Raw genomic sequence first — 26,779 nt, 5'->3', positions numbered from 1 at the left:
TTTCAAATATAGTTATTTCAGCGTGAACCCTATCTCCTTCGTGTCCCGGGAATTGCCACCGACGAAGAGTCGGAATTCGCCGGGCTCATAGATATGTTGCAGCTTGTCGTTGTAAAAGCGGAGCTTGTCCACGTCCACCGTCAACGTCACCTTTTTTGATTCCCCTGCCTTGAGATCAACCTGCTCAAATCCTTTTAGCTCTTTTACCGGCCGGACAACGCTGCCTACGAGGTCGCGAATATACCATTGCACCGTCTCGCGGCCGTCGAAACTTCCGGCATTCGTCACCGTTACAGTGGCCGTCAGCGTGCCGCCGGGCTGGAAGGAAGGAGCGCTGAGGGTAATGTCGCTATAGACAAAACGGGTATAGCTGAGCCCATAGCCGAAGGGATAGCGGGGGTCATTCGGCAGATCGATATAGGCCGAGACATAGTTGACGTCCGAGTCATTCCTTGCCGGGCGGCCGGTAGAGAAATGGTTGTAGTAGATGGGTATCTGACCTTCCGTGCGGGGGAAGCTGATCGGCAGTTTGCCCGAAGGGTTGTAGCCACCAAAAAGCACATTGGCAATGGCATTGCCTGCCTCCGTCCCCAGCCACCAGGTATAAAGAATGGCGTCGGCATGGTCGGCGGTATAATTAAACACCAGCGGCCGGCCGGCACTGATGAGGACGATCAGCGGCTTGCCGGTTTCTCTGATGGCGCGGACGAGGTCTTCCTGTATCCCGGGCAAATGGATATTACTGCGACTCTTGGCCTCGCCCGTAAAGTCCGGGGCTTCACCGACGTTCATGATGACGACATCCGCCTGTCTCGCGGCTTCGATGGCTTCGGCAAACCCGGCGCGCGATGTATCGGTGATGCCACAGCCCTTTGCATACAGGAGTCGCGTTGTGCTGCCCGCCTTTTTTTGAATACCAGCCCAGGGCGAAACGATACGCTCGGAATCGTCGGGCCATTGGTATGACCAGAAACCGAGGTTCTCCCTTCCCGATTTGATCAGCGGGCCGATGAGGGCGATGGTCTTTGTTTGGCCGGACAACGGTAGCAGCTGATTATCGTTCTTTAGCAGGACGATGCTTTTTTCCGCCATCTCCTGCGCTGTCTTTAGGTTTTCCGTGTTGTTCCACTGCTCTGCGGCCCGCTGGGAGTTGCAAAAACGGTAAGGATCGTCAAACAACCCCAGCTCGAATTTCTTTGTCAGGATGCGCCGGACGGCATCATCGATGAGCTCGATCTTTATCTTTCCTTCGCGGACGAGCGTGGCCAGGTTGTTGATATAGCTCCGGCTTTCCATATCCATGTCACAGCCGGCGGTGGCCGCTTCGAGCGCCGCTTGCTTATTGTCTTTGGCGTATCCGTGGTTTATCATTTCCCCTACGGCGCCCCAGTCGCTGACGACAAAGCCGTTGAACTTCCATTGTCCTTTAAGGATGTCGCGCAGCAGGTAAGCATTACCGGTGGCTGGGATGCCGTTGAGATCGTTGAAGGAGCTCATAAACGTCGCGGCGCCGGCTTCCGCGGCGGCCCTGAACGGCGGCAGATATACTTCCCACAACGTTCGCAGGCTCATGTCTACGGAATTATAGTCCCTGCCACCGATGGCAGCGCCATAACCCGCGTAGTGTTTGGCGCAGGCCATCACCGCATCGATATCGCCCAATTGTCTTCCTTGGAAACCCTGCACCCGGGCCCTGGCGATGCAGGACCCCAGGTAGGGGTCTTCGCCCGCGCCTTCCATCACCCTACCCCACCGTGGGTCACGTGCGATGTCGACCATCGGGGCAAAGGTCCAGTGTACTCCTGCCGCCGCAACTTCACGCGCCGCTACCCGGGAAGCGCCCCGGATGGCTTCGAGATCCCAGGACGCTGCTTCTCCAAGGGGTATGGGGAAGGTAGTCCGGTAGCCATGAATGATGTCCTGCCCGAAGAGGAGAGGGATCTTTAGCCTGGAACTCATAGCAATTCCCTGCAACTGCCGGGTATGCTCTACTCCCGTCACGTTGAGCATGGAGCCCAGCCTGCCGCGGCGTATCTGGTCTTGCTTGTCTCCTTCCTTCGTGATGGGACCCGTTGCTTCCCAGTCGCCATTGTACTGGTTCATCTGGCCGATCTTTTCTTCCAGGGTCATCAGCTGCATTACAGAATCGACCCGCTGCCGGATGGTCTTATGTGGGATTTGGGCCATGCCGGTGAGGCTCCACAGAAGGGCTGCGGTGAAAAGGCCGCGCGCGAACATACGTTTCATACTCTTTTATTTAACCCAGTTGACCTTCGCGGATTGCACATCGCGGGAATTCCCACCGATCATGATGACAAAATCGCCCGGCTCCCAGTCGTATTTGAGATCGGTGTTGTAGAATTTCAGGTCTTTGGGCGTGATGGCAAAGGATACCTTCCGGGATTCGCCGGCCTTCAGATCGATCTTTTGAAACCCTTTTAATTCCTTCACCGGCCGGGTGATGCTCCCCACAACGTCGCGGATATACAACTGCACCACTTCCTTTCCTTCTACCGGTCCGTCGTTGGTCACCGTCACCGTGGCCGTCAGGGTCTGGTCGCCTTTCGGGTTAGCACTGCTAAGACTCAGGTCGCTGTAGGTGAAGTGCGTATAGCTAAGCCCGTAGCCAAAGGGATAGACGGGATCGTTGGAGACGTCGAGGTAGTTGCTGCGGAATTTCTGGAACCATTTGCCTTCCAGGGGACGCCCCGTATTCATATGATTGTAATAGAGGGGAACCTGCCCGACATTCTGCGGCCATGTGGTCGTCAGCTTCCCGGAAGGGTTCACCGCGCCGAACAATACGTCGGCAATGGCGTGACCGGCTTCCGAACCGCCAAACCAGACGTTGAGGATGGCCGGAACGGCGTCGTTCTCCCATTTTATCGTCAGGGGCCGGCCGGTGAAGAGGACCAGGACGACGGGCTTACCGGTAGCAAGAAGGGCTTTGAGCAGGTCTTCCTGTGCACCGGGGATGCCGATGATGCTACGGCTGCTGCATTCGCCGCTCATCTCGGCCGATTCACCAAGGGCTGCTACGATGACATCCGCCTGGCTTGCGACGGCGAGGGCGTCGTTGATGATATCGGTGGCCGGGCGGGAGTCGTGATGCAGCGATTTACCAAAGACCTCCGCCCGCATTTCGAAGAGGCTGTCGGCGTCGAGATTGGAGCCCTGACTGTAGATGATCTTTGTCCCATCGCCGGCCACGTCTTTCAGGCCTTGAAGGAGGGAAATGCTCTTGGAGAAATTGGCGGCTACACTCCAGGTTCCCGGCATATTTTCCTTGGTATCTCCCAGCGGGCCTATAACCGCGATGGTGCCGCCTTTCTTCAGGGGCAGCACATTACCCTGGTTCTTCAACAATACGAAGCAGTCGGCAGCGATCTGTCTCGCCGTCGCGCGGTTGGCGTCGGTGAATATCTCTGTGGCGGCTCTTTTCTCGTCGCAGTATTTATACGGATCGTTGAAGAGTCCCAATTTATATTTTGCTTCCAGGATGAGCCGGCAGGCCTGGTCGATCTCCGCCTGGGTGACCTTCCCTTCCGCAAGGGATTTTTTCAAGGTTGTAAGGAAGCCTTCGCCAACCATATCCATGTCTATCCCCGCCTTGAGGGCGAGGGCGGAGACGGTCTTGAGATCGCCGAGGCCGTGGGCCGTCAGTTCGTTGATGCCTGTATAGTCAGTGACCACAAAACCATTGAACCCCCAGCGATGACGGAGGATATCGGTCATCAACCACTTGTTGGCCGTCGCGGGAACATCGTTGACATCGTTGAAAGATGCCATTACGCTGCCGGCACCGGCGTCTACGGCTGCCTGGTAGGGTGGCAGGTATTCATTGAACATCCGCACCGGGCTCATATCCGTGGTATTGTAATCGCGGCCGGCTTCCGCAGCGCCATAGAGGGCGTAGTGTTTGACACAGGCCATGATGTCCGTCTTGCCGGAAAGATCGCCCTGGTAACCTTTTACCATGGCTTTGGCTATCTGCGAGCCCAGATAGGGGTCTTCGCCGTTGCCTTCCGCGATGCGGCCCCAGCGGGGGTCCCGCGCGATGTCCACCATGGGGGAGAAGGTCCAGCAGATGCCGTCGGCGCTTGCTTCCGTCGCGGCGACCCGGGCGCTCTTTTCAATTTCCGCCATGTCCCAGCTGCAGCTAAGGCCCAGGGGGATGGGGAATGCCGTTTCATAACCGTGGATGACATCCATGCCGAAGATGAGGGGGATCTTCAGCCGGCTTTTCTCAATGGCAACACGTTGTACGTCCTTTATCTTGGCGACGGATTTAATATTGAAGAGTCCGCCCACAAGCCCGGCTTCGATCTTTTTTGCGATGTTGGAATTGCCGGCTTGGCCCGTCGTTATATCCCCGGCGCCGGGGAGGTTGAGCTGACCGATCTTTTCATCGAGGGTCATTTTGCTCATCAGGTTGCTGACAAAGGCTTTCATTTTGGCATCTCCACCGGCGGCAGGTTGCTGGGCCTGTACAGCCGAAAATACAAAGAGCAGGAGAACAAGCGTTGTTGTTGTTTTCATGTTTGAATAATCGTTTATCGTGAGTGTCGTGTTTCCAATAATGTGCGCGAACTGGCCTACCCCTAAAATTTGGCCAGTTCCCGCACATCGCTTATGTCTGACCTTCGGTCGAGCCTCCTCTGTCGGCTCCGGTTACTCGACCCTGATGACGGCCGTCCCTGGTGAGACACCGTTTTCGCTGAAGGATACTATAGAAAAATAATATATTTTTTTGTTGTCCATCACCTTGAACCAATAGTCGTTGGCGTCATAAACCATAATGCTGTTGTAGAGCTTGTTTGGGTCGGTGCCGAAATAAATGTTGTAGCCACAGGCGTTGTCCACCGGCTGCCACTTGATCCAGGCGCTTCGCTTGTCTTTTTCAGTGCGCAGCACGATGAGCTGCTTCACGGAATCAGGCCGTTCTCCGCCGCCGTTGCCAAAGACGCGCAGTCCGCTGATGGCGAATTTTCCCGTAGGCATATGCAGATTTTCCAGCCGGATAAAGCGGGTCTTCACCGGGACGGGGAGCTCGACATAGTCGTGGGGAACATCGGTTTGATTATGGCTCTTGTCGATGAGGGTGGTCCACTTTTTTCCGTCGGATGATGCGAGCAGGCGGTACTGGTGATAGATGCCGGTCTGCTTTCCGAGGAAGGCAGCATCCTGGTCGGCGTAGTTGATCTGGATCGCGTTGACCGTAGAAATGTTGCCGAGATCGGATTGTATCCATTCGCCGGGATTGCCGGTAGCCGCGCTCCAGTAGGTCTTGATATCCTCATCCACCGCATCGTTGGCAGGGTGGCCGGAGCCCAGCGTGGAGGACACTGTTACAGGTTTCTTATAGTTCAGCAACATCCAGCCGGTGAAGGCGCCGCCAGAAAGTTCATGCGGGTAGTCGCCAAAGGCCGCATCCATATACATCACCCCGTCCTTATCGAAACCTGCCGGCCAGATGCCCAGGCGTCGTTCGAAGCTGTTTTTTACGCCGATAGCGATGGTGGAGATATGCCAATAGTTGCCGGCGTTGTCCATAAAAGTGCTGCCGTGTCCTGCTCCTCTTGCGAAGCCGCCGGGATGGAAGGAGAAGGGGTCCGACTGGGGCTTATCGAAGGGACCAAGTGGCCCGTCGCCCACCACTACCCCATCCGCATAACCGCTGAACTCGGTGCCCGGCGCGCCGTATTGCAGATAGTATTTCCCGCCGTGTTTTGTCATCCACGACCCTTCGATGAAGGGGTCTAAAAAGGTGTTGTCCAGATATTCCCCAAACCGCTGCCAGCCAAACCGCCAGGGCTGCAGAAGGTATGTCTCCTTTCGGGTGCCGATGGGGCGGAGGGTGGCGCGATCGAGCTCGATGCCATACAGCGGATAGGCATTGCTGCTGCCGTTGTACATATACAGCTTTCCGTCATCATCGGTAAAGAAGGCCGGGTCCCAGCCGCCGATGTCAAAGGAATCGACCAGGGGCTTCCACCGATCACCCTTCGGGTCGGTGCTCATCCAGACCGTAAATTTGCGGGTATAGGTAGACCCAAAGACGATCATCGTGTCGCCGAGAATACCCACGGCCGGGGCACAGAGTTCATCATAGCCTGAGTTCCAGGGCCGCAGGAATCTTCGGGATATAAAATGCCAGTCGGCCCGATCGTGACTCCACCAGTAGCCCCATTGATTGGTGCTGAAAAGATAGTAATCCCCTTTATAGTTGACGATCACCGGATCGGCCGTCGCCCGGTGGCGGCCCCATTGACTGAAGTCGGGTATCGGGGTATAGCCGTAGTCGATATTGATAGGGTTGCAATAGGTTTTTTGCTGGGCCCGGGCGTTAGCGGCCAGCAGCAGCGCAGCAAGGAGCCAATAAAAGGGTCTTCTCATCGGGGATTATTTCAATGCTTCGTCCTTGTCTTTATTCAGGAATCCGGCACTCTCCGTTACGCCGGTGGCAGCCCATTTCATCAGGGCATCGTCCGGCACGATACGAACGGGAACGGTATGGGAGCCATTAGGTTCATTGTACCCGATATTCCGCTGCCGGTTGTAGACGGAGATGAGAGACCATCTCGCCGTGTCGGAAAGATTGGCTTCCGACCTGTGCAGCAGGTTGCTATGGAAGAAGAGGGCGTCGCCCGGCTCCAGCTCCACATATACTATCGGCAGGGTCTTGAGCGCCAGATCGACATAGTGCTGGGAGGCGCCGACCTGTTCTCCTGCAAATCCATGCTCGATGCGCCCCATCTTATGCGAGCCCTTTATCACTTGCAGACAGCCGTTCTCCCTGGTAGCCTTCGTGATAGCCACCATGACGGAAACCATCTCATCCGGAAACAGGAACTCGTTCTTATACCAGTACCCGAAATCCTGGTGCCATTCCCAGGCTCCGCCTACCTTCGGTTCCTTCTGCATCAGCTTACTGTGAAAATGACATATGGGAGTGTCGCCGTCCATCAGCATTTCTACCGATTCCACCATCCGCCTGCTGCGGGTGAGCAATCCATAGGCGTCGTCCCCCGGATTGTACCAGAGTGTAAGCTTCGTCTTCTTGCCGGACTGGTCGTTGAGATCGAAAGCATGTTTTTGCAGGAGATCGTCACCGATGGCTATTGCATATAACTTTTCGACTTCGGCGCCTGACAGAAAGTTCTTCACGATGACGTAGCCGTCCCGAAGGAAATTGCCTAATTCTTGGGATGATATACGAAAGTCGATCATACTATTAGTTTTTTAAATGAAGTGAGGTGAAGCCTAAGTTATGCAATCCCCGCTGTACATCCGGGATTTGCATGAACAAATTCCAGATAAGGCCGCTCCGGTAATTTTCTATCATGACGACGACGGGTCCTTCGTCGATGGCCAGATGGGTCTTGGCGTACCAGTTGCGGGTCTCGCTGAACCCGTCTGCGAAGCCATAGGGGCCCCATAGCTTATCCCCCAGGTCGTAATAAAAATGCTTCAGGGCCTGCATACTGAATTCCGGGGTATAGGGGAAGCTGGACAGGGCGGCAGTCGGCTGGATGACGCTCCGATCGTCCTGGGGGCAATGCGCGACATAGCCAATGTAGCTGTCCCCGGCCGTGAGTCCCCAGCAGTTGGCGCCGTAGCCCTTGAACTTCTTCGGGTTGTCGATGCAGTACGCCCGGTTGATCAGGGTATGCGCCTTTGTTTGTTCTGCATAATCGATGCCTTGGTCATCCTTTAGCCCGTTGGGATCGATCCCCATAAAGGTATACTGCTCGAAGAACAGCGGTCCGCCATAGTCAAAGTTACCTAATGGCAGGGTAATGCCGTAGTAGCTTTTTCCATTGCGCCAGGAAGCGCTGTGGACCCAGGAATTTTCATACAGCTCTTTGGAGATCGGGTGGGTAGAAGATGCGGCGGATAGAATATAGGTGATGAGGGCTTCGTTCCATCCATAGATGGGGAAGTTCATATCGAAATCGTTGGCAGGGCTCCAATGCCAGTAGAGGTGCTTGTTGTCACCCTTGCTATGCCAGTTCCAGTCGGCGTATTGCCACATGGCCGTCACGCGGTTGCGGAAATAGATTTCGAGAGGGGGATTGCCGGCGAAATACTCCCTGGCGCAAAGTAATCCCATCATCAGGTAAGAGGTCTCGACGATGTCGGCTCCGTCGTCAAGGCGGCCGAATGGGATGGTCTTGCCGGTGGCGCCATTCATAAAATGCGGGTAGATGCCATGATAGCAATCGGCCTTTGTCAGGAAATCGACGATCTTTACGAGTCTCCGCAGGGCGGTGTCCCGGCCGATCCAGTGGCGCTGGACAGCGACGATGGTGGAAAGAATTCCAAAGCCGGTGCCGCCGATGGCGCAGGCTTCAGGACCAAACGTGTGCCTGCTGAAATTGGGGTCGCCATCTGCTTCGTTGATATAATCCCAATAATATTCTGCCTTGACGGTGTTATCCCTTTCCCGGGCAAGACCGCTCACCGGGTGGGCAAAGTCCCAGAAATAGCGGAAGGTTTGCCGCTGCACCACATCGAGCAGGGCGGAGTCGGAGAGCCCTTTGATCACCCCCACGGGCGCGATGGTAGTTTGTGACCGGGCAACCAGGGTGGCGCCGCAAAGCACGACGATAAGCGTTTTTCTCATAATTGTTATTTGATCCACGGGCTTTGGAAACCCAGTTTTGTTAATCCACCTTGTACTTCAGGGCAGCTCATAAACAGCCGCCAGAGCAGACCGCTACGATAATTCTCGATCATCGCTACGATGGGGCCTTCGTCGATAGCGAGGTAGGACGATGCGTACCAGTCTTTCGTTTCGTTGAAAGCGTCGGTAAACCCATACTGTCCCCATATCTTGCCGCCGAGGTCATCATAAAAATGGCGCAGCGCTTTCATGGATTTATCGGGAGCATAGGGGAAGGCCGACAAGGCGGCGGTCGGTGTGATAGTCCCCCGATCATTTGTTGGAGATTGCGCGTTGTAGCCGTCATAGGTGTCGCTGGCCGTCAATCCCCAGCAATTTTCTCCATAGCCTTTGAATTTTTTGGGGTTGTCGACACAATAGGCATAGTTGATAAGCGTGTGATGCTGGTTTTGTTCCCAGTAATCAGCATATCGATCTTTTAGTCCATGTGGATCGAGGCCGAGAAATGAATATTGAGAGAAGAACAGCGGCCCACCATAGTCAAAGCCTAGCGGCAGAGTGTAGCCATAGAAGGTCCTGCCGTTCTTAAAGAAATCGCTTTGCACCCAGCCCCGATGGTAGACGGCTGCGGACACGGGATAGTGTTGTCCCGAGGCGGCCAGTATATATAAGATCAGGCATTCGTTGAAACCACGGACGGGGAAGTTCATGGCCCAGCCATTATTCGGACTCCAATGCCAGTAGAGCACTTCCTGGCCGTCGCGGGTGAACCAGTTCCATTCGATGTCGTTCCAAAGCGAATTGATGCGATTACGGAGGCTGTGTTCGACCGGGTTGTCGCCGTTGAAATATTGGCGGGCGCAAAGGAGGCCCTGAAAAAGATAGGATGTCTCGACGAGATCGGCGCCGTCGTCTTTCCGGCTGAAGGGGATAGTCTTACCTGTCGCTCCATCCATCCAGTGGGGGAAGACGCCGTGGTAGGAGTTGGCCTTTGACAGGAAGTTGACCATCTTCAGGAGGAATTTTGCGGCGGTGTCGCGGCCGATATACTTCCTGTCCGTTGCGGCGATGATGGCCATGACGCCAAAGCCCGTACCGCCGGTGGTAACGACTTCGTCGCCATAGTCAAAGGCCTCATTGCTCCGTTCCCGCGCCATGCCACTGACGGGGTGGGCAAAGTCCCAGAAATAGCGGAAAGTCTGCTTTTCGGTGAGATCGAGCAGGGCGCTGTCGCTGAGGTTTTTCGGGCGGGTCTGCGCCTGCGATGGGATGAAGGCGAAAAGGGTGATCAATGCAATGAACAGTGTTCTCATCATTATTAGAAATGCGGACTCGTAAAGCCCAGGTTTTTCATTCCTTGTTGTACTTCGGGACAGCTCATGAACAGATTCCAGAGTAAGCCGCTGCGATAGTTCTCGATCATGACGATCTCCGGGCCCTGGTCGATGGCCAGCCGGTCGTTGTCGAACCAGAGTTTGCTTAGGCTGAAAGCGTCGGTGAATCCATATTGCCCCCAGCATTTGTCGCCAAGGGTGTAATAAAAGAACCGAAGGGCATTCATCGACTCCGTGGGGGTATAGGGAAGAGAAGCTATCGCCGCGGTTGGTGTAATGACCCCGTCATCATTGTCGGGAGCATGCGCACTATAGCCGCCGGGTTCGTCGCTGGCCGTAAGTCCCCAGCAGAGCGTGCTGTAGCCATAAAAACTCTTGGGGTTGCTAACACAATAAAGGTAATTGATCCGGGCATGCGCCGTATCCTGGGTGTAATAATTGGCATAAGCATCCTGCAGACCGCGTGGGTCCATACCAAGAAAGGAATAATGGGCGAAGAAAAGCGGACCGCCCTCGTCTGGGCCCAGAGGAAGGGTTATCCCGTAAAAAGTCTTGCCGTTGACCATGGCGGCATTTCGCGCCCAGCCGTTGTCGTACACAACCTTCGGAATGGGGTTCGTTGGAGCGCTGGCCGCCAGCACATAGGTGATGAGGGCCTCATTCCAGCCGCTGACAGGAAAATTAATAGCCCAGCCATAGTCGGGGCTCCAGTTCCAGTACAGCACATTCTGGCCGGCTTGCCGGTACCAGTTGTAGTCGACAGCGGTGTAGAGAGTGTTTATTGCCGTACGCAGTTTGATCTCGCCTGAGTCGGTGGTACTATTGAAATATTGCCGGGCGCAGAGGAGGCCCTGCATGAGATAGGAGGTTTCGACGATGTCTCCGCCGTCGTCATGGGTGCTAAAGGGGACAGTGGCGCCGGTGGCCCCATTGATCCAGTGGGAAAAGGCGCCATGATAGCGGGTACAATTGTTCGTCAGGAAGGAGACGATGGTACTGATCCTGGCGAAGCCCTGGGCGCGGGTGATAAAGCCTCGCTGGATACCTGCCAGCATGGCCATGATGCCAAAGCCGCTGCCACCGGTGGTGACGATGTCGCCGCTGCTGGTCCGCTCGCGCGCGAGACCGGAAACGGGATGGCCGAAATCCCAGAAATAGGCCAGCGTCTGTTTTTGTACAAGATCGAGCAGGGCGCTGTCGGAGATGCGCGGGAATTTATCGGTGGAGTCGATAGCCGTGATCAGCTGGTAATCGGACTCCGTCGGAAGGAATATCTTTTGCTGGGATTGAAGGCTCGTAGTCAACCCGAAGCCATATTGTGTAAGGGGTTTCAAGGCTGCTCCGGGCTGAATGACCACAACGCTGTCATTATTCGTATAGGTGATCGAAAAAGTAACGGCAGCCCCGGAATTGTCCTTCAAAAAAATGCCGTTCACCACGGAATTATGGTCTACGGGGGAAGTGAACGAACATCGGATGACGGGAGAAAAGCTAACGCCGAAAGAGGATGACCCCAGGGGGCTTCCGTTCAAGGTGGCGGTTACGAGTTTAAACGCAGTCGGCACGGTAGTGACGGTATTGGAAGAGGACGAGCCCTTCGAGCACCCCGCGGCCAGCGCCGCTAAAACTGCCACAAACCCAAATAAACGGTTCATATGCCTCTATTTATTGTATTGAAAAAACAACAGGCTATCATTATTCCGGGCCGCTACGAGAATATCCCCGTATTTAGCCGTATGCAACCATTTCAAATCCCGTACCTCCCCGTGTACATCGGGGAGTATGTCGCGTTGGCTGAACCGGGCGCTATTCTTGTCAAATGAAAATAAAGTGGGGCATAAAGCATCATACCGTCCTTCGTAGGGCCTGGTGCCATAAAAGTTTCCGCCTGCCAGGTAGTTTATAAAATTGTTATTGCCGGGTAATTGCGCAAAAGAGAATACAGGGGCCTGCTGCAAGTCATTTGGTAAATCTGTTCTTGTAAAATTTCCTTTCCCATCGTTTATAAAACAGGATGAGGTGAGGGTTTCTGCTTTGAGCTCGATATAATTCTTGAACAGATCATAAAATACATACTGTACATCTTTTCCCGCCACTTCGCTGTAGGTGAGATAATATTTTTTCAACACCGGGATCTCGTGTTCCAATTCATCTTTAGCCAGGAATGTATATTCTTTGCCATCGATGGTATAGCACATCAATTGTTCAACTGTCCCGTTTCCATCAAAATCTTTGACATATAATTTCAACGGCCCGTTTTTCCCTGCCCATAGTTTGGAATTGTGCCCCCAATTGCCAGCTAACAGATCGGGCTTACCATCGCCATTTACATCCGTTGCAAATACGGTTTGCCAAAGGCCTGTCGAATTCGGTATATCGTGCTCGGAAAATTTTCCATGATCATTAATAAAGACCTTGATGGGCATCCACTCACCTGTCACGATCAGATCGGGCCACCCATCATTATTCACATCCGCAAACTGAGCGCTGGTAACGGTTCCTAGTTGGGTGAGCGGGATGATGCTATTGGAGGTTATATCAAATTTCCCATGCCCATCATTCAATAGTAAATAAGAGTTCATAGGCGTGCCAAAAGCAGTTCCCTCTGTTTTTGCGAGCGTACCGATAAAAACGTCCATATCCCCATCGTGGTCAACGTCGGCAACCGCAACACATGATTTATTGTACAGCTGCTGCACCATGAAATCAGGTTTAAGGGTAAAGTGACCATGGCCATCGTTTATAAACAAACGGTCCTGCAAAAACAAAGGTGAATTGACAGAAGGTTCGTTGCCTCCACTGATAACAAGCAAATCCTGAAAGCCGTCGCCATTGGCATCAAAAAAGACGGCGTCCACATCTTCGCAAAAACGGAACTTGGAAAATTCAGCCGTATCCATCGATTCAAAATTTCCATCCCGCTTTTGCACCATCAATGCACCAGTATGGCCACGGGCGCCGCAAACATAAAAATCGCTTAAGCCGTCGTTGTTGATATCGCCAACGGCAACCTTTGGTCCCCGGGTGCTCTCCATGTGCGGCAAGAGGTATTGGATGTTGAAATCATTGAAATTGTTCTCGATATGCTTCCAATCGCATTTCACCTGGGCTGTTACATTCTGAAGTTCCGGACGTTGCTTCGGCGGAAAAAAATCGGTGTATTTGAAATTCCCGCCTGCATCATTTTGATTGCAAATAAGAGTTTTGTTGATCGTCGGGTTTCTAATGACCTGGTATTTCTGGTCGGGCCAGACGATCAGCAAACTATCCGCAGTCAGAGAATCCAAACCGAAATGTAGCTTCGTATCGGAAGATGACTGAAAACCGCGAGTCAGCATGAGTTCCTCATACTGATTCACTTCATTTTTAGCATTATGGGCGAACAACCAGGCTTTGGAACCAATTCCAAACTTGTTCATGCCAGACCCCTTAAAAGAAATATCAAGATGATCTTTCGGGGCCGATGTATTTTTCAATACCACGGCGGGCTGATCTATGCAGTTGATCACCAGGTCTACATTACCGTCATTATCCAAATCGGCATACGCGGCGCCATTAAAATAGCCCTTCATCTGTCCTGTTCCCCAATCCGTGCTTACGTCTCTAAACCCTGCATCCAGATTGCCCTTGAAGAGAAACGGATGAGAAGAGCCATCGGGCATTTTGGCAATGGTCTCGTCATCAAATTCATCGGACGCATTGCGGTTAACGTGCGATGCCAGGTCGGAAATAAACCGGACATAATCCAGATCGGTCGGGCGCTTCACGATGCCGCTTGAAATGAATAGATCCTTTTTCCCATCGTTATCGAAATCGGCAAATAAAGGGCACCAGCTCCAATCTGTTGCGCTTACGCCATTCATCAGGGCAACATCGCAGAAGCTTTGGCCGCTGCCATTGTTTTTTTGCAGACAATTTCGCGAAACCTGGTCCTGGAAGCCATGGGCCTTGATCTTAAAATTATAGACTTCTGCGTTTTCTTCGCTGCCGTAGGTTTTTACCGTTTTTTCATCGGGAGGCAGCATATCTACCGTTATGATATCCGGCTGACCATCGTTGTTGTAATCGGCAATATCGTTTCCCATGCTGAATCGCGAATAATGCCCAAAATGCTTTGCGCCGCTTTCGGTAAAAGTTCCGTCGCCGTTGTTTATATAATAATAATCGTTTTCGTGGAAATCATTCCCGATATAGATATCGTCAAAGCCGTCATTATTTAGATCCGCCACCGAAATGCCCAAACCATAACCAAGGTCACTTTGATAAATGCCTGCCTGTGCCGTTACATCGGTAAATTTTCCGGTAGTGCTAAGATCATTTCTATACAACCGATTGCCGGCATTACGATCAAATGTTCTGCGCCTGCTGGTATCGGTCAGATTTTCATTTGGATGGTGCGATTGATTCAAAATAAAACAATCCAGATCGCCATCGTGATCATAATCAAAGAAAACGGCTTGTGAAGAAAAGGCGGCCAGATCCAGTCCGTATTTCCTGGAACTTTCGGTAAACGTTCCGTCCCCGTTGTTAATAAATAGTTCATTATGGCCTTTTAAATTATGTTCGCCCTGCACTGCGCAAACATAAATATCCAGTAATCCATCGCCGTTGACATCCACCATCGTAGAGCCCGTACACCAATCACTGGTTCCCGCCACGCCGGCTTTTTCAGTGATGTCTTCAAATTCAAAATTGCCCTTATTTAAATATAATTTGTTGCCCCCTTTACGATTAGCTGTAAAAAACACATCGGGCAAACCATCATTATTAATATCACCGATGGATACTCCGCCGCCATTGTAGTAGTACAGGAAATATAAGATCCCGAAAGCCGTGTGCTTTTCCAGCGTGTTGGTAAAATGTATATTGGAATGCGAAGCCGAAACGGTTTCAAACAAGGTGTTCTTTTGCTTACAGGAATCAAAAACGAAGACTGACAATAAAGCAACTGAAAAAAGACAAACCTTCTTCATGACCCTGTTATTTTTTTACGCTTAAAATTTGATTAGAAATATCCTTATATACCGCTATATAGTGCGAAAGCATGTGCGCCGATGTCGGAATCGACTCGTCTTTACGAATTACCATGATTGCTTTTGACGCTTCTTCCGGCATATGACAGTTTATACAATTAGTTTTTAAGAAGTCCTGACTAACCGTTGATGTCAATTTACAGGTGTTGTGTGAGGCGCTTTTATGGCAGGTTTCGCATTTGACATAAAATTGCGCCGCCTGCATGCTTTCGTTCTTATGCCCATCATGGCAACTGAGGCAGGTCATTTCACTATTCTTAAAACATTTGCTGGCGGCAAGCATGCCGTATTGATTGCCGTGTACATCTATTTCCGACACAGGTTTTGCCGTATCCTGCTGAAAGAAGTCGAACAGCTTATCACCTGGCTGAAAGCTAAAGGAAGGCCTGGACTTTGAAAGTGCACCGCCATGGCAAAGCCTGCATAGATCAAGACTTTGCCGGCGCGATCCTTTTGCCGGATTAAAAATGGCGTGACCGCTTTTCCCGCCAGGATTCTTCTCGTGGAATGCAATGTGTTCCAATCCAGGGCCATGACATTTTTCGCATTCGACGCCTAAAATGAAATTTGTCTTGGAAAATTCATCGGCTTTGGAATCTTTATTGGTTGTTTCCTGGAAATAAGTAGAATGGCATTCCAGGCAGCGCGAAGTGATACTGCGGTTAAAGTCTACTTTTCTCGAATACCCCGGGCTGATCGTCCATTCATTGGTCTCGGTGAAATACGTCAGCGGCAATTGAAACAAATAATTCTGAAACCAGTATATGCTTGTTTGGCCGCGTTTTCCCGATCCCACCACAATATTGAACGGCCTCGAGAGTTTTGGGACGCCGTATGAATAGGCTGTCTGATAGAAGCTATCCTGCTTTTTCTCTGCGGCAACTAAAAGATGGTCGTTAAAATAAAATTTATTTGCGCTGTCGAAATCGCCTTTTAGCGTTTGTCTATTTGCCGGAGCAGACGTCAGATGATGAAAAGACTGCAAATGTTGCTCATAAATATCCCTATGGCATCGGACGCAATTTTGTGAACCCGCAAATAGTTTTTGGTCAGATGCATTCGCAGGCGCTTTTTCCCCTTGAAAACAATTTTCAAGTGACAGCAAACTGCAAATGGCTATTATTATAAGCCCGGCAGCTAAATGATATTTCCGGAAAGTGATCATTTTCAAATAAAAAAAGAGCACTACACGTCGTGCTCTTTTTTTGAATGATTTTTAAACGCTATTGCTTGTTGGTAAACAAAGTTTTAACTTGGTCGGCTGTTAAAGCCGTGCCATATAATCTAAACTGGTCGAGCATATTACCGGTTTCCCAGTTTTGACCCCAGCCCATATTGGGGATATTACTGTTTCCGGCAACATCAAATTCGGTGATCTTGCTGTTATCCATATTGGCAGCGCCATGTGATCCCCATTTTTGGGTATTGGGATTGGCAGTACCATCAACATATAATGTCATAGTTGATGAGCTTGCATCGTAAACGAAGGCAAGATGGTGCCATTGGTTATCCATTATACCATGGAGGGCCGTAGAGCCAGCCCATTGAAACCAATTATCGGAGACCTTGGCATCGACGGCATCGATTTTTATTACCGCCGAGTCATTGTTTGATCCCCAGTCAAATAAGCCGAACATGGAGGCGCCGGCCCAGTAACCGTTGGATGAAGCAAAACAGAAAAAGAAAGCCGAGTTCCCTTTTGGTATCCCGTTCCGTTTTTCCCACAATGAGATCGTAAAACTACTTGCTGATGAGATAAAATCATTAGCACCGGCATACTTTATAAAATCGGTACCATCGCCTATGATGCACTTTCCTGAAATGCCTGTTCCGGATTGCAGCGGGTTATTGGTTGGAAAATTCGCCCGGATACTGTCAACCGCATTTAATAAGGAATTGGCAGAGGTGCCGTCAAATGCTGCGTAAAATTTCAATGGGCCGCCAGGCGGATTGCTATCCTTGGGATAATTGCCAAACGAAGGGCGATCTATTTTCTGGCAACTCGCAACCAAAATAACTAAAGCCAAGAAGGTAAATAGCTGGCTATATTTATTAATGTGTTTCATATTCTTAATTTTTTTAAATTATGGATACTGCGGGTTTTGAGTCAACTTCCCCAGGAATTGGTCAATGATAGGTTGAGGGATCGGGTATAATGCATTCTTTGACTGATAGCCTAAACTGCCCAATACCGCCGGAGCGTCGCCCCAACGTACCAGATCGTAGAAACGGTAGCCTTCCATCGCGAATTCCCAACGGCGTTCGTTCTTAATTGCCTGACGCATCTGAGCCTGGTTTGCGAATGGAATGTAGGGAACATATTTACGGGTAATACCGGAATCGCCATCTGCGCGGCTCCTGATGAGCTCCAGGTTTGCGGCAGCCGTAGCGCCATCGCCTGTTTCATTGGCTGCCTCGGCAAGCATTAAGATCACATCCGCATAACGTAAAATTCTATGGTCGATCCAGTCTGCCCCGCCATTACTACCGATCTGCCCGGTAAATTGTCTCATTTGCGGGTCTGAATATGCTTTTTTGTTCCAATAAGGTTGGTCGAGCATAACACCGGGATTATAGGCAGGAAGCGTATTTCCATAACCACCTGTCGCAGCACCACCATCGTATTGACCGGAGAACAGGATCGTCATATTCCTTCTGGGATCGGTAGAATCCCAGGCGTTTACTAAGACTTGAGTAGGAACATTCCAACCCCAACCAAGGTTCCAATCAGTGCTTGCACCTCCCTGCCGGACATTTTGGGAAGTACCCCATTGTGTAGCGATCCAGGGCGACTGGTTTGGCCCAACATAATTCACCAATTCCCAAATCGATTCGGGGCCGCATTTACCGGCGCCATTCAATCCATCTTTGAATATATCTGTAAAGCTGGGGTCAAGATGATATTGACTCGAATTGATCACCGTGTTACAAAGCCCTATGACCCTTGCCCAATTGCTACGGAATAGATAGGTTTGTGCCCACAAGGTATTTGCAGCGCCTGAAGTTAACCTGCCAAGAGTTGAATTGCCGGTTGCAGTAGCCCATGTCACGGGTAAATAAGACGAGGCTACAGTCAGGTCGGAATCAATTAAAGCCCAGATCTGTCCGGTCTTGGCATTTGGCACGATCTGCTGATTGGGCTGTGTGTAATAAAAATTCTCAAACGGCAGGAAGGTTTCTCCATATGCTTTAACCATCTCAAAGTAGGCGTAAGCTCTAAAAAAACAAGCCTCCCCGACATTTCTTAAAGACCCCTGATCCTTTGGCTTAAGGGAATCCGCATCATGAATGATCTCGTTCGCCAATTGGATCATATTGAAGTGATCGCCCCAATACGTATTGGTAGCCCAGTCATTCTTGGTGTATTGAAAGTGTTCAAACTCCGCGTTGATCTCGGCGCCATCTGAAACGCTGCTTCCTTTTTGCGCATCATCATCTCGTATCGAATGAAAGTCCAGCCAGGGCAAGGTGCTAAAGCCGGCAGAATTCCGCAATGCCGAATACAATCCGAGGGCTTTCACATCAAAACTTCCGCCTGCCAAATCGTTCTGAGTCGCGGATAAAGGTTTCCTGTCTAAAAATTTATTACAGCCGTTCAGTAGCATCGCAATTCCTGCGAATGCCAGCGTGGCCATTAATATTTTTATTTTATTTTTCATAATGGACAATTTTCAAATTATTAGAATGTTACATTCAGCCCACCGGAAATTATCCTCGGTATCGCTCCGCCGCCTTGATCGATGCCGAATTGCAACGGGTTGGGAGGGAAGGAGACCGCAGCTCCGCCAAGGGTATTGGAAGATTGCAAAGAGCTGTATTGCGTGAACCCGCCATATTCCGGCGTATAACCTGAATTGTTCTTCCACGTGATCAGGTTTTGGGCGTTTATGTACACCCGCAACGCCTTTATTGCAGATGACTTTGAAAAAACGCGTGCCGGAACGGTATACCCTATCTGGATATTGCGGAGGCGAACGTAAGAGCCATTCTCAATGCTGTAGGTCGATCCGACATAGTTGGCGCGATCTCCCGAGCTAAGAAGAGGCGTCCAGTTCGACGTTCCGGGTCCATGCCATGCATCCAGCTGGAATCCGGCATAATTTACCCGCTGATAGGGTGCTTCCAGGGAGCCCCAGGCGCGGAAGATCTTATTCCCCCATGCGCCACCGATGTCGACACCGAGATTGAAGGCCTTGTAGTTGACAGTAAGCGAACTGCCATAGGTAAACTTGGGCGAAGGATTACCGATATATGTCCTGTCTTTGGAATCGACGACGCCATCGGGGCCTCCACCCTTCCCCCCAGCGATGTCAGCGTAGATCAGATCGCCGGGTCTGATCTGCCCCAGAGAGGATTGGACGGGTGACCCCAGTATCTGCGCATAGCTTTGGAAAACACCTTTTACTATATAGCCATAAAATTCGCCGATCGGTTGACCGGCAATCGTACGACTATCCTGTTCGCCGTTGTTCTGGCTGGTGGCATCAACGTAGGTAAAGGAAGGATCATCGAAGCCCAGGACTTTGTTTTGAATGAAGGTGATATTGCCGGAAAGGTTTACACTCAGATCTTTGGTGATGGGCTGATACCAGGAAGCAGTAAACTCCTGTCCGTTATTCTGAATATTAACCAGGTTCTCCAATTGTTGGGTTTGGTTGGTAATTTGATAGAGGCCCATTGCCCCATCCGTCCTGCGATGAAAATACGTCGCTTCAAAATGTAGCCGGCGTTGAAATGCTTCCAATTCGACCCCAACTTCATATTGGTGAACTGTTTCCCAGTGTAAGTTGGGGTTTGCGATATAGGCTTTCCCATAGGATGAGCTCGTAATAAAACCAGCACCGCCATAACCCTGAGCATTAGGTTCGGGCCAAACGGTCTGTCCATTTGAAACTACTCCGGGATAAGAGGGATAATACACCCCTGTAGGTACAGACTGGTCGCCCAGGGTACCGACAGAGCCTTTGAGCTTTAGGAAGTCGAAGGCTTTCTGACCCGCCATAAAATTCTCCTTGGTCAATTCCCAGGCTGCACCAAGCGTCCAATAGTTGCCCCAGCGGTGTGACGACAAGAAGGAAGAAGAGCCATCCCGACGGACGGAAGCGTTCAGATAATACTTCTGATCATAGTTGTACAAGGCTCTTCCAAAGAAACCGACGGTCCAGTTCGGTTGATATTGATAGGAATACGTTTTATTGGGGTCATTGGTTACCTCGCTGTTCGGCCATGCGCTGGGATACCAAAACCTTTTGTCATTCGGGATAGGCGTAGAAGGATCAGTGGGTACAACCCATTCCTGATTAATAGTGATGTCATGAGAATAGGTCGTGGCCCCGGCTATCAGGGTCAGATTATGGTTCTTGAAGCTATTCTTATAGGTTAAGATATTATCGGTTTGTGCATTCTTGGTATCCGTCAGATCCTGCACCACTTTTGTCTGCGTACCTACTAAAGTCGGCGCGTCAAGTCCCGGGTCGTATCCATAGTATAAGGGAGAATACTGACGATGGCTTTCATTGGAGAAATCTCCATATACTGCAGAGCGGAAGGTTAAGTGCTTCATCAGGTTGATCTCGGCATACACACTTCCGACATATCGATATAATATATCGATATTGCTGTTATACTTACTATAAATATCCAATAAAGGATTTTGCACACCGGAATTCTGTAATGCAGGTAATGTGGTAGAATACAGGTTTTCAGTAAGGGTATCGCTTCCATACGGATTCTGCACCCTGAATGCTTTCGTCTTTGCAGAGACCTGGGGCATAACCTGACGCGCTAAGTTTAATTCATTTGTCGCATCATAAGGCAGATCTTCGCGCATTACCGTAAAGTTGACGCCAATCTTCAACCACCGGTTAATTTTAGCTTCATCATTAAGTGTCGCTGTAACCCTTTGCAATTGCTCATGTAGAACAATTCCCTGGTCTAACGTATACCCAATGCTGAAATTGAATTTATTGTTGTCCGTTGCACTGGCAATGGAAAGATTATTGGCACTCTGAACACCCGTTCGGGTCACAGCATTTATCCAATCTGTATTATTTTGCATATCCGGCAGGGTGAGATAGCCGGTATTGGTTACTCCGTTATTTGCATTTTCTTCAGCAAAAAGAGTATTAAACTGACTGGCATTTGCCAGTTTGATCTTATCCACCAGTTGCTTTACACCGGTGCTTGTAGAAAAAGTAAAGATCGATTGCCCGGCTTTCGCTCTTTTCGTTGTAATGATAATGACCCCATTTGCACCCTGATTACCAAAGATCGCCAAAGAGGAAGGGTCTTTCAATACTTCCATCGATTCGATGTCATTCGGATTTACAAAGCTGATATCATAAGTAAACACCCCATCTACTACATAAAGAGGAGCAATGCTGCCGATACTTCCTGTACCCCGGATGCGGATATCAGGAGCTTGCCCGGGAGTGCCGTTGTTGACAATATAGACACCGGCAACTTTACTCTGCAAACTGGCAACAGGGTTGGTATTTGGTTTATCGGATATTTCCTTGCCATCGATCTTGACGATGGAGCCGGTGAGGTCGCGTTTGGTTGCCTGGCCATAACCGATGACCACTACCTGGTCCATTGATTTGTTGGCAGTAACCAATTTTACATTGATCACCGATTGCTTGTTGATCGCCACGTCCTGGGTCTCATACCCTATATAAGAGATGATCAGCCGGCCGTTCTCCGGGACGGTAATGGTAAAATTACCGTTGTTGTCGGTGGAGGTGCCGTTAACGGTGCCTTTGACGGTGATGGAGACGCCGGAGAGTGGTTCACCGTTGTCGCCGGTGATCTTTCCGGTAATCTTTATATCCTGGGCTTCCGGGGAATTGGAGACCACAACGATCAGATTGTTATCCAGTTGTCTAAAGGTAAGGTCAGTCCCGTTGAACATATTCTTCAGCAAGTCGGCTACCGGCATATCCTTTACATCGACAGTGACCTTTTTCCGGATAGTGGCCAACCGGCTGTTGTACAAGAAACGGTAGGTACCTAGCTTTTCAATAGAGTTGAGCACTCTGGAGATCTCTACCTGTTTCAGATTGAGCGAGACCCTTTCCTGCCCCCTGACATTTGCCGATACCTGCAGTGCCGCTACAAACACCAGTAGAAAGGTAAGTTTCATAACCAAAAGAGCTTTTTTTACGGCATGAGGGCTGAGGCCCCCAATCGTTAGCATTTTTTTCATACTTTTAAACTTGTGGGTTTTTAATATGCGAACCGGTTTTGCGTCTTTCCTGACCACCGGTTCTCCGTTTTTAACCTCGCGGGGAATGCGCCAACATTTCCCGCTTTTTATTTAATGTTTAGCTGCTGTTATTCATTCCCGGATTTTTAGGGTTGGCAATTTTAGTCATATCAGTTTTGAATGGTTATTTGTGTTCCTTCGATGGTGTAGTCGAAGTGTGCCGTCAGCTTCAGCGCTTCCAGGGCCTGACGGATGGTCTCTTTTTCAAAAATGCCGGTGAACCGGAGCTCCTCGCCCCGCAGGTTGTCGAACCGGATGGAGACGCCATACCAGCGTTCCATCTGTTTTGCCAGATCGCTGAATTCCTCATCCTGGAAGATGAGCTTGTTGTCCACCCAGGAGGTCTCGACGATGGCGTCGTAACGTTGATTGTAAGTGGGTTTGCTGATAACGACGAGGGATTCAGGGCGGGGCTCTTTCCGCTTGGGGGCCGGCTTGAGCAGCAGGCTGTCGTCGTTGTTGACCACCAGCTTTTCGTTTGGTTTGAGGATGATCTTATCGCTGGGCCGGCTGCGGATAGAGATCTCTATACTGCCCTTGATAAGGGTGGCTTCAGTAGTTTTATCGGTGGGATAGGATTTGAGATCAAAGCTGGTGCCCAGCACCCGGACATCCACCTTCCGGGCGTGGATGACAAAGGGCCGGGCGGCGTCGGGGGCCACGTCGAAGAAGGCTTCTCCCGTCAGGCTTACTTCGCGGTTGTCGATCCCAAAATTCTTTTCGTATTGGATGTTGCTGCCTGCGTTCAACCATACTTTGGTGTTGTCCGGCAGGGTGAGCTGGGTCCTCGAGCCGGTTTGCGTAGTGACCTCCCGGGCTGCCGGGGTAGGCTGTTGGGCCACCACCGGTGCAGGTTGTGGTTTGGGCCGGTTCACCAGGATGATGATCCCGGCGAGGAGGAGAAGGGCGGGCGCCAGGAGGAGGGCTTTGCGCCTGCGGCGAAGTGCCGGTTTCTGCCCGGGCTCATCGGTGGGCGCAGGGATATACTCAATATTAAGCCGGCCGATGCGGTCGAGATGGCGGTCGAAGGCTTCCTCTGCCTGTTTTTGGTCGGCAGGGCTGGCGTGTTGCCAGAGGTCGGCAATGGTCTGCACGGGGTAGTGCAGCTCAGGGTTGTTGCGCAGGAGGTCTTCCAACTCTTTTAACTCTGTGGAGGTGGCTTCTCCGGCCAGTTTCTTTGCGATGAGATTCCAGGTATGTTCTTTATGCTCTTTTCCCATTGGCAGCTTCGTTGTCCCTAGGACAGGAAAAAGCGGAAAAACCCCCAAAGAGGTTTACAATTTTTTTAACATTTGCGAGGGACAGCCCCGTATGATGTTGATCATTAAACAGTTGGATGAATTTCTACGAATGGTTTTTTACCGAGAAAGGGATGGTCTTGTCGACATCGAAGCTGACGGTATTGCCAATCTTTTGGAGGGCGATGGCCACCTGGTTTTCGACAGTCTTGACGGAAAGGTTGAGTATCTCGGCTACTTCCCGGTATTTGAGTCCGTCTTCCTTCACCAGCTTGAAGATGATCTTGCATTTCGGGGGGAGCTGGTCGATGGCCTTTTTAATGAAGGCGAGCATGTCGGCCGTTATCAGCAGTTGTTCGGGGTCGAAGTAGATGCTGGTAAATTCCGCGTGGAATTCTTCGAGTGGGTTGGTGCCGGTGCGTTTCTGCTGGCTGAGGTGGTTAAGGGCAGCGTTGCGGACGGAGACGTAAAGGTATACTTTGAGGTTTTCTATCTTTTCCAGCTGCCGGCGCCGCTCCCAGATGCGGATAAACACATCGGAAACGATCTCTTCTGCGGACTCTTTGGATTTGATCATGGATTTGGCAAAGAGGAACAAGGGAGAGTAGAAGGTAGTGAACAACTCCTTATATGCCGTTTGATCATCAAAGCGGGCAATCCTTGATTGTAAATATGTTAGACTCTCAGCAGTCATTAGAATTGGCAAGCAGGGCTACATAATAAGCAATTATTAGCAAGTTAAGAAGATTTTAAGAACCCAAATCGGATTTTATTTGATCAAAAAATCGGGCTCTCAAAAAAAGGCTGGGATTAACCATTATAAATCAGACACTTACCGGCCTACTTACTTTACCGGCAACTGCTCATCCTCAAACCTATCACCTCCAGGCAACATAAAACCCCCCGACAACATCATAAATGTTAATTCGTGTCATGATAAATGTTAATCAGTATACAACGATAAAAAAAACATGAAAAAAAGAATTTTGATCAACACGCTTATCCCCGAAAATGATACATGGCACGCCTTTGGGTTAACACGCTCACAAATTCTAACTCCTTTATCACGTTACACCGGCAAAAGAGATTACATCTTTTTTTTACGTTTGTATACACTAAAGACCTATCCAATTTTATGGACTACGCTACCTACTGCAAAAAGCTTACGACATTACGCCTATACATTGAAAAGAGCTGGGCCAACACTCCGAAACAACTTTCACAAAAACTCGACGTCTCCGAAAGAACGATCCTGAGAATGGTGAACAATCTGAGAGAACAGAATTGCATTGTCAAATATTGCAAGAAGGATAAGATCTACAAGATCGAAGAAGATAATTAATTTTCGAACTGCCTATTTTTGGCAGTCCCTCATGGTAATTTTATGGCATATTGATCACGCTGGTATACATCGATAAATACCGGCACAACTTCCAATTTCCAGAGCATGAATATATTCAATAACTATGACCCTCCAGTAAAAGCGGCCATTGTCTTCCTCAAGCTTCTCAATGTAAAAGTCAACAAAACAACTGTAAATAATACGCTGCAGAACCATCCGGACTGGCCCAGCCTGCTATGTTTATCTGATTCCTTTACCAAGTGGCAGATCCCAAATGGAGCAGGCAAAGTGGAGCCAGCCGGGATAGACTCGTTGCCTCTGCCGTTCATTGCGTATACTAAGGACGACATAGAATCCCCATTCACGGTTATAACACAGGTCACCGACTCGACGATCAGCTATTACGCGAAGGATTACTCGCGGCTTAAGACAGAAGATAAAAAGACGTTCCTGCGAAAATGGACGGGAGTCTACCTCATCGCAGAGGTGAATGAGTACTCCGGTGAAGCAGGATACAACGCGGTGAAATGGAAACAATTTGGCAAGTCGCTGATACCTTTATTTTTGTTGATCCTGGTTTTGTCGCTTTCGACACTGGCCTTGCAGAGTTCTATCTCCAGTTCGGGGTGGAATTCAAGTAATTGGGGAATCTATTTACAATACCTGGTCTCCCTGGCCGGGGTAACGGTCACGTCCCTCCTGCTTTGGTATGAGGTCGATCAGGGCAATCGGGTGTTGGCAAAAGTTTGCTCCGGAATCACCAGAGGAAATTGTAATGCCATCCTTTCCAGCCCGCAGGCCAAATTATTCAAATGGCTCAGTTGGAGCGAGGTCGGTTTCTTTTATTTCACGGGAGGGTTCCTTTCGCTCTTATTTGCCGGTCCCTATCTCCCGAATGTCCTGGGTATAGTATCCTGGCTGAACATCCTGGCCTTGCCCTATGTGGTGTTTTCGATCTACTTCCAGGGATTCGTTGCCAGGCTGTGGTGTGTCCTCTGTCTTTGTATCCAGGCGCTGCTCGTATTAGGCGCGATCGTCAGCCTGTCTAATCACTCCCTCATTCCTTTTAGTTCCCTTGCGGGTGTTTTCCTGGTGAAGACGGCCCTGCTCTATATCCTGCCGCCCTTGTGCTGGTATTCGGCGAAGCCCTTCCTGTTACGACTTCAGGAGGCAAAGCATATAAAAAGGCAGTATTTGCGGATAAAGTTCAACACGGAGATCTTTGAGACTCTTCTCAAAAAGCAGAAGTTGATAAACGAAGGTGTTGCCGGCCTGGGTATAAAGCTGGGCAATCCTGCCGCTCGCAACACCCTGTTAAAAGTCTGTAACCCTTATTGTGGTCCATGTGGAAAGGCTCACCCTACATTAGAATCTTTACTGGAGAAGAATTCGAATCTCAGGGCCCAGATAATATTTACGACACCTAACCGGCCGGACGACCGCGCCTACAAACCGGTGAGTCATCTGTTGGCCATCCAGGAGACGGCGAAAAGCGAAGAAACGATCAAGAAGGCCCTTGACGATTGGTATCTGAGTCCGAAAAAAGATTATGACACTTTCGCATCAAAATATCCTCTCAACGGAGAACTGGCAAAGCAGGGGAGCAAGATCGAATCCATGGATACCTGGTGCAAACAAATGAAGGTCGTATTCACCCCAACCTTCTTTCTAAATGGATATCAACTACCGGAAGCATACTCCGTAGATGATCTGCAATACTTCCTCCAGGAGTAGTCGTTTTTTTCACTTTTAAATAAACACAATGAAAACAGTCAAACTGAGCCTGGCAAACATCCAGGGCAAGCTCACCAGAGAAGAGATGAAGAACATCATGGCAGGCAGCGGAGCCAACTGCAGAACAAGCGGGCAGTATTGTTATTGCTCCAACGGTATCGGTACCTGCGGCAGCGGTTGCAGCGGAGCCTGCTAATTGGCAAGCCAA

At 50.3% G+C, this 26,779-nt stretch carries 17 protein-coding genes; 3 read left to right on the top strand and 14 right to left on the bottom strand.

Features of this window, described 5'->3' with window-relative positions:
• Positions 1-12 precede the first annotated feature (12 nt).
• The 14 genes from IEY39_RS19905 to IEY39_RS19840 form a co-directional block, all read right to left on the bottom strand.
• Positions 13-2,247, bottom strand: a complete 2,235-nt coding sequence (locus tag IEY39_RS19905; RefSeq protein WP_188934863.1) for a glycoside hydrolase family 3 N-terminal domain-containing protein — start codon at positions 2,245-2,247, stop codon at positions 13-15.
• A gap of 6 nt (positions 2,248-2,253) precedes the next feature.
• Positions 2,254-4,539, bottom strand: a complete 2,286-nt coding sequence (gene bglX, locus IEY39_RS19900; RefSeq protein ID WP_188934860.1) for a beta-glucosidase BglX — start codon at positions 4,537-4,539, stop codon at positions 2,254-2,256.
• A 132-nt stretch (positions 4,540-4,671) separates the two neighbouring features.
• Complete coding sequence (locus tag IEY39_RS19895; protein WP_188934858.1) at positions 4,672-6,396, bottom strand: family 43 glycosylhydrolase; 1,725 nt, start codon at positions 6,394-6,396, stop codon at positions 4,672-4,674.
• A gap of 6 nt (positions 6,397-6,402) precedes the next feature.
• The gene (locus IEY39_RS19890; RefSeq protein ID WP_188934856.1) at positions 6,403-7,230 is read right to left on the bottom strand and encodes a phytanoyl-CoA dioxygenase family protein; all 828 of its coding nucleotides are present in this window, start codon (positions 7,228-7,230) and stop codon (positions 6,403-6,405) included.
• A 4-nt stretch (positions 7,231-7,234) separates the two neighbouring features.
• Positions 7,235-8,626 (bottom strand): glucoamylase family protein, encoded by a 1,392-nt coding sequence (locus IEY39_RS19885; RefSeq protein ID WP_188934854.1) that lies wholly within the window; start codon positions 8,624-8,626, stop codon positions 7,235-7,237.
• A gap of 5 nt (positions 8,627-8,631) precedes the next feature.
• On the bottom strand, positions 8,632-9,942 hold the full coding sequence (locus tag IEY39_RS19880) for a glucoamylase family protein (protein ID WP_188934852.1): 1,311 nt from the start codon (positions 9,940-9,942) through the stop codon (positions 8,632-8,634).
• Positions 9,943-9,944: 2 nt separating this feature from the next.
• Positions 9,945-11,615, bottom strand: a complete 1,671-nt coding sequence (locus tag IEY39_RS19875; protein ID WP_188934850.1) for a glucoamylase family protein — start codon at positions 11,613-11,615, stop codon at positions 9,945-9,947.
• A 6-nt stretch (positions 11,616-11,621) separates the two neighbouring features.
• Positions 11,622-14,933: a VCBS repeat-containing protein gene (locus tag IEY39_RS19870; RefSeq protein WP_262892869.1), complete on the bottom strand. Its 3,312-nt coding sequence runs from the start codon at positions 14,931-14,933 to the stop codon at positions 11,622-11,624.
• A 7-nt stretch (positions 14,934-14,940) separates the two neighbouring features.
• On the bottom strand, positions 14,941-16,158 hold the full coding sequence (locus IEY39_RS19865) for a multiheme c-type cytochrome (protein WP_188934846.1): 1,218 nt from the start codon (positions 16,156-16,158) through the stop codon (positions 14,941-14,943).
• A 58-nt stretch (positions 16,159-16,216) separates the two neighbouring features.
• A complete protein-coding gene (locus IEY39_RS19860; protein ID WP_188934844.1) occupies positions 16,217-17,059 on the bottom strand; it encodes a LamG domain-containing protein in 843 nt (280 codons plus the stop codon).
• An 18-nt stretch (positions 17,060-17,077) separates the two neighbouring features.
• Positions 17,078-18,652 carry a RagB/SusD family nutrient uptake outer membrane protein gene (locus tag IEY39_RS19855; RefSeq protein WP_188934842.1) on the bottom strand — a complete coding sequence of 525 codons (1,575 nt, stop codon included), beginning with the start codon at positions 18,650-18,652 and terminating at the stop codon, positions 17,078-17,080.
• 20 nt (positions 18,653-18,672) lie between these two features.
• Positions 18,673-22,134 carry a SusC/RagA family TonB-linked outer membrane protein gene (locus IEY39_RS19850; protein ID WP_188934840.1) on the bottom strand — a complete coding sequence of 1,154 codons (3,462 nt, stop codon included), beginning with the start codon at positions 22,132-22,134 and terminating at the stop codon, positions 18,673-18,675.
• Positions 22,135-22,367: 233 nt separating this feature from the next.
• Positions 22,368-23,477, bottom strand: a complete 1,110-nt coding sequence (locus tag IEY39_RS19845) for a FecR family protein (RefSeq protein WP_188934838.1) — start codon at positions 23,475-23,477, stop codon at positions 22,368-22,370.
• Between the two features lie 124 nt (positions 23,478-23,601).
• A complete protein-coding gene (locus tag IEY39_RS19840; RefSeq protein ID WP_188934836.1) occupies positions 23,602-24,189 on the bottom strand; it encodes an RNA polymerase sigma factor in 588 nt (195 codons plus the stop codon).
• Positions 24,190-24,630: 441 nt separating this feature from the next.
• On the opposite strand from IEY39_RS19840, the gene IEY39_RS19835 reads away from it, so the two are divergent.
• From IEY39_RS19835 to IEY39_RS19825, 3 genes are all read left to right on the top strand, one after another.
• Entirely contained in the window at positions 24,631-24,837 is a 207-nt protein-coding gene (locus tag IEY39_RS19835; protein ID WP_188934834.1) for an HTH domain-containing protein, read from the top strand.
• A 105-nt stretch (positions 24,838-24,942) separates the two neighbouring features.
• Positions 24,943-26,571 carry a vitamin K epoxide reductase family protein gene (locus IEY39_RS19830; RefSeq protein ID WP_188934832.1) on the top strand — a complete coding sequence of 543 codons (1,629 nt, stop codon included), beginning with the start codon at positions 24,943-24,945 and terminating at the stop codon, positions 26,569-26,571.
• Between the two features lie 28 nt (positions 26,572-26,599).
• Complete coding sequence (locus IEY39_RS19825) at positions 26,600-26,767, top strand: hypothetical protein (protein WP_188934830.1); 168 nt, start codon at positions 26,600-26,602, stop codon at positions 26,765-26,767.
• Positions 26,768-26,779: the final 12 nt, after the last annotated feature.

It is taken from the genome of Puia dinghuensis (genome assembly GCF_014642875.1).
Taxonomy (GTDB): domain Bacteria; phylum Bacteroidota; class Bacteroidia; order Chitinophagales; family Chitinophagaceae; genus Puia; species Puia dinghuensis.
Note: the sequence above shows the minus strand (reverse complement) of the source record. Positions and strands in the feature narration are given on the sequence as shown.

What these genes read in the sequence shown, in the direction of transcription:
- IEY39_RS19835 (WP_188934834.1), top strand. Translation starts at nt 24,631, where the DNA reads ATGGACTACGCTACCTACTGCAAAAAGCTTACGACATTACGCCTATAC.
- IEY39_RS19885 (WP_188934854.1), bottom strand. Translation starts at nt 8,626, where the DNA reads ATGAGAAAAACGCTTATCGTCGTGCTTTGCGGCGCCACCCTGGTTGCC.
- IEY39_RS19845 (WP_188934838.1), bottom strand. Translation starts at nt 23,477, where the DNA reads ATGGGAAAAGAGCATAAAGAACATACCTGGAATCTCATCGCAAAGAAA.
- IEY39_RS19905 (WP_188934863.1), bottom strand. Translation starts at nt 2,247, where the DNA reads ATGAAACGTATGTTCGCGCGCGGCCTTTTCACCGCAGCCCTTCTGTGG.
- IEY39_RS19880 (WP_188934852.1), bottom strand. Translation starts at nt 9,942, where the DNA reads ATGATGAGAACACTGTTCATTGCATTGATCACCCTTTTCGCCTTCATC.
- IEY39_RS19875 (WP_188934850.1), bottom strand. Translation starts at nt 11,615, where the DNA reads ATGAACCGTTTATTTGGGTTTGTGGCAGTTTTAGCGGCGCTGGCCGCG.
- IEY39_RS19865 (WP_188934846.1), bottom strand. Translation starts at nt 16,158, where the DNA reads ATGATCACTTTCCGGAAATATCATTTAGCTGCCGGGCTTATAATAATA.
- IEY39_RS19825 (WP_188934830.1), top strand. Translation starts at nt 26,600, where the DNA reads ATGAAAACAGTCAAACTGAGCCTGGCAAACATCCAGGGCAAGCTCACC.
- IEY39_RS19895 (WP_188934858.1), bottom strand. Translation starts at nt 6,396, where the DNA reads ATGAGAAGACCCTTTTATTGGCTCCTTGCTGCGCTGCTGCTGGCCGCT.
- bglX (WP_188934860.1), bottom strand. Translation starts at nt 4,539, where the DNA reads ATGAAAACAACAACAACGCTTGTTCTCCTGCTCTTTGTATTTTCGGCT.
- IEY39_RS19870 (WP_262892869.1), bottom strand. Translation starts at nt 14,933, where the DNA reads ATGAAGAAGGTTTGTCTTTTTTCAGTTGCTTTATTGTCAGTCTTCGTT.
- IEY39_RS19890 (WP_188934856.1), bottom strand. Translation starts at nt 7,230, where the DNA reads ATGATCGACTTTCGTATATCATCCCAAGAATTAGGCAATTTCCTTCGG.
- IEY39_RS19860 (WP_188934844.1), bottom strand. Translation starts at nt 17,059, where the DNA reads ATGAAACACATTAATAAATATAGCCAGCTATTTACCTTCTTGGCTTTA.
- IEY39_RS19855 (WP_188934842.1), bottom strand. Translation starts at nt 18,652, where the DNA reads ATGAAAAATAAAATAAAAATATTAATGGCCACGCTGGCATTCGCAGGA.
- IEY39_RS19840 (WP_188934836.1), bottom strand. Translation starts at nt 24,189, where the DNA reads ATGACTGCTGAGAGTCTAACATATTTACAATCAAGGATTGCCCGCTTT.
- IEY39_RS19850 (WP_188934840.1), bottom strand. Translation starts at nt 22,134, where the DNA reads ATGAAACTTACCTTTCTACTGGTGTTTGTAGCGGCACTGCAGGTATCG.
- IEY39_RS19830 (WP_188934832.1), top strand. Translation starts at nt 24,943, where the DNA reads ATGAATATATTCAATAACTATGACCCTCCAGTAAAAGCGGCCATTGTC.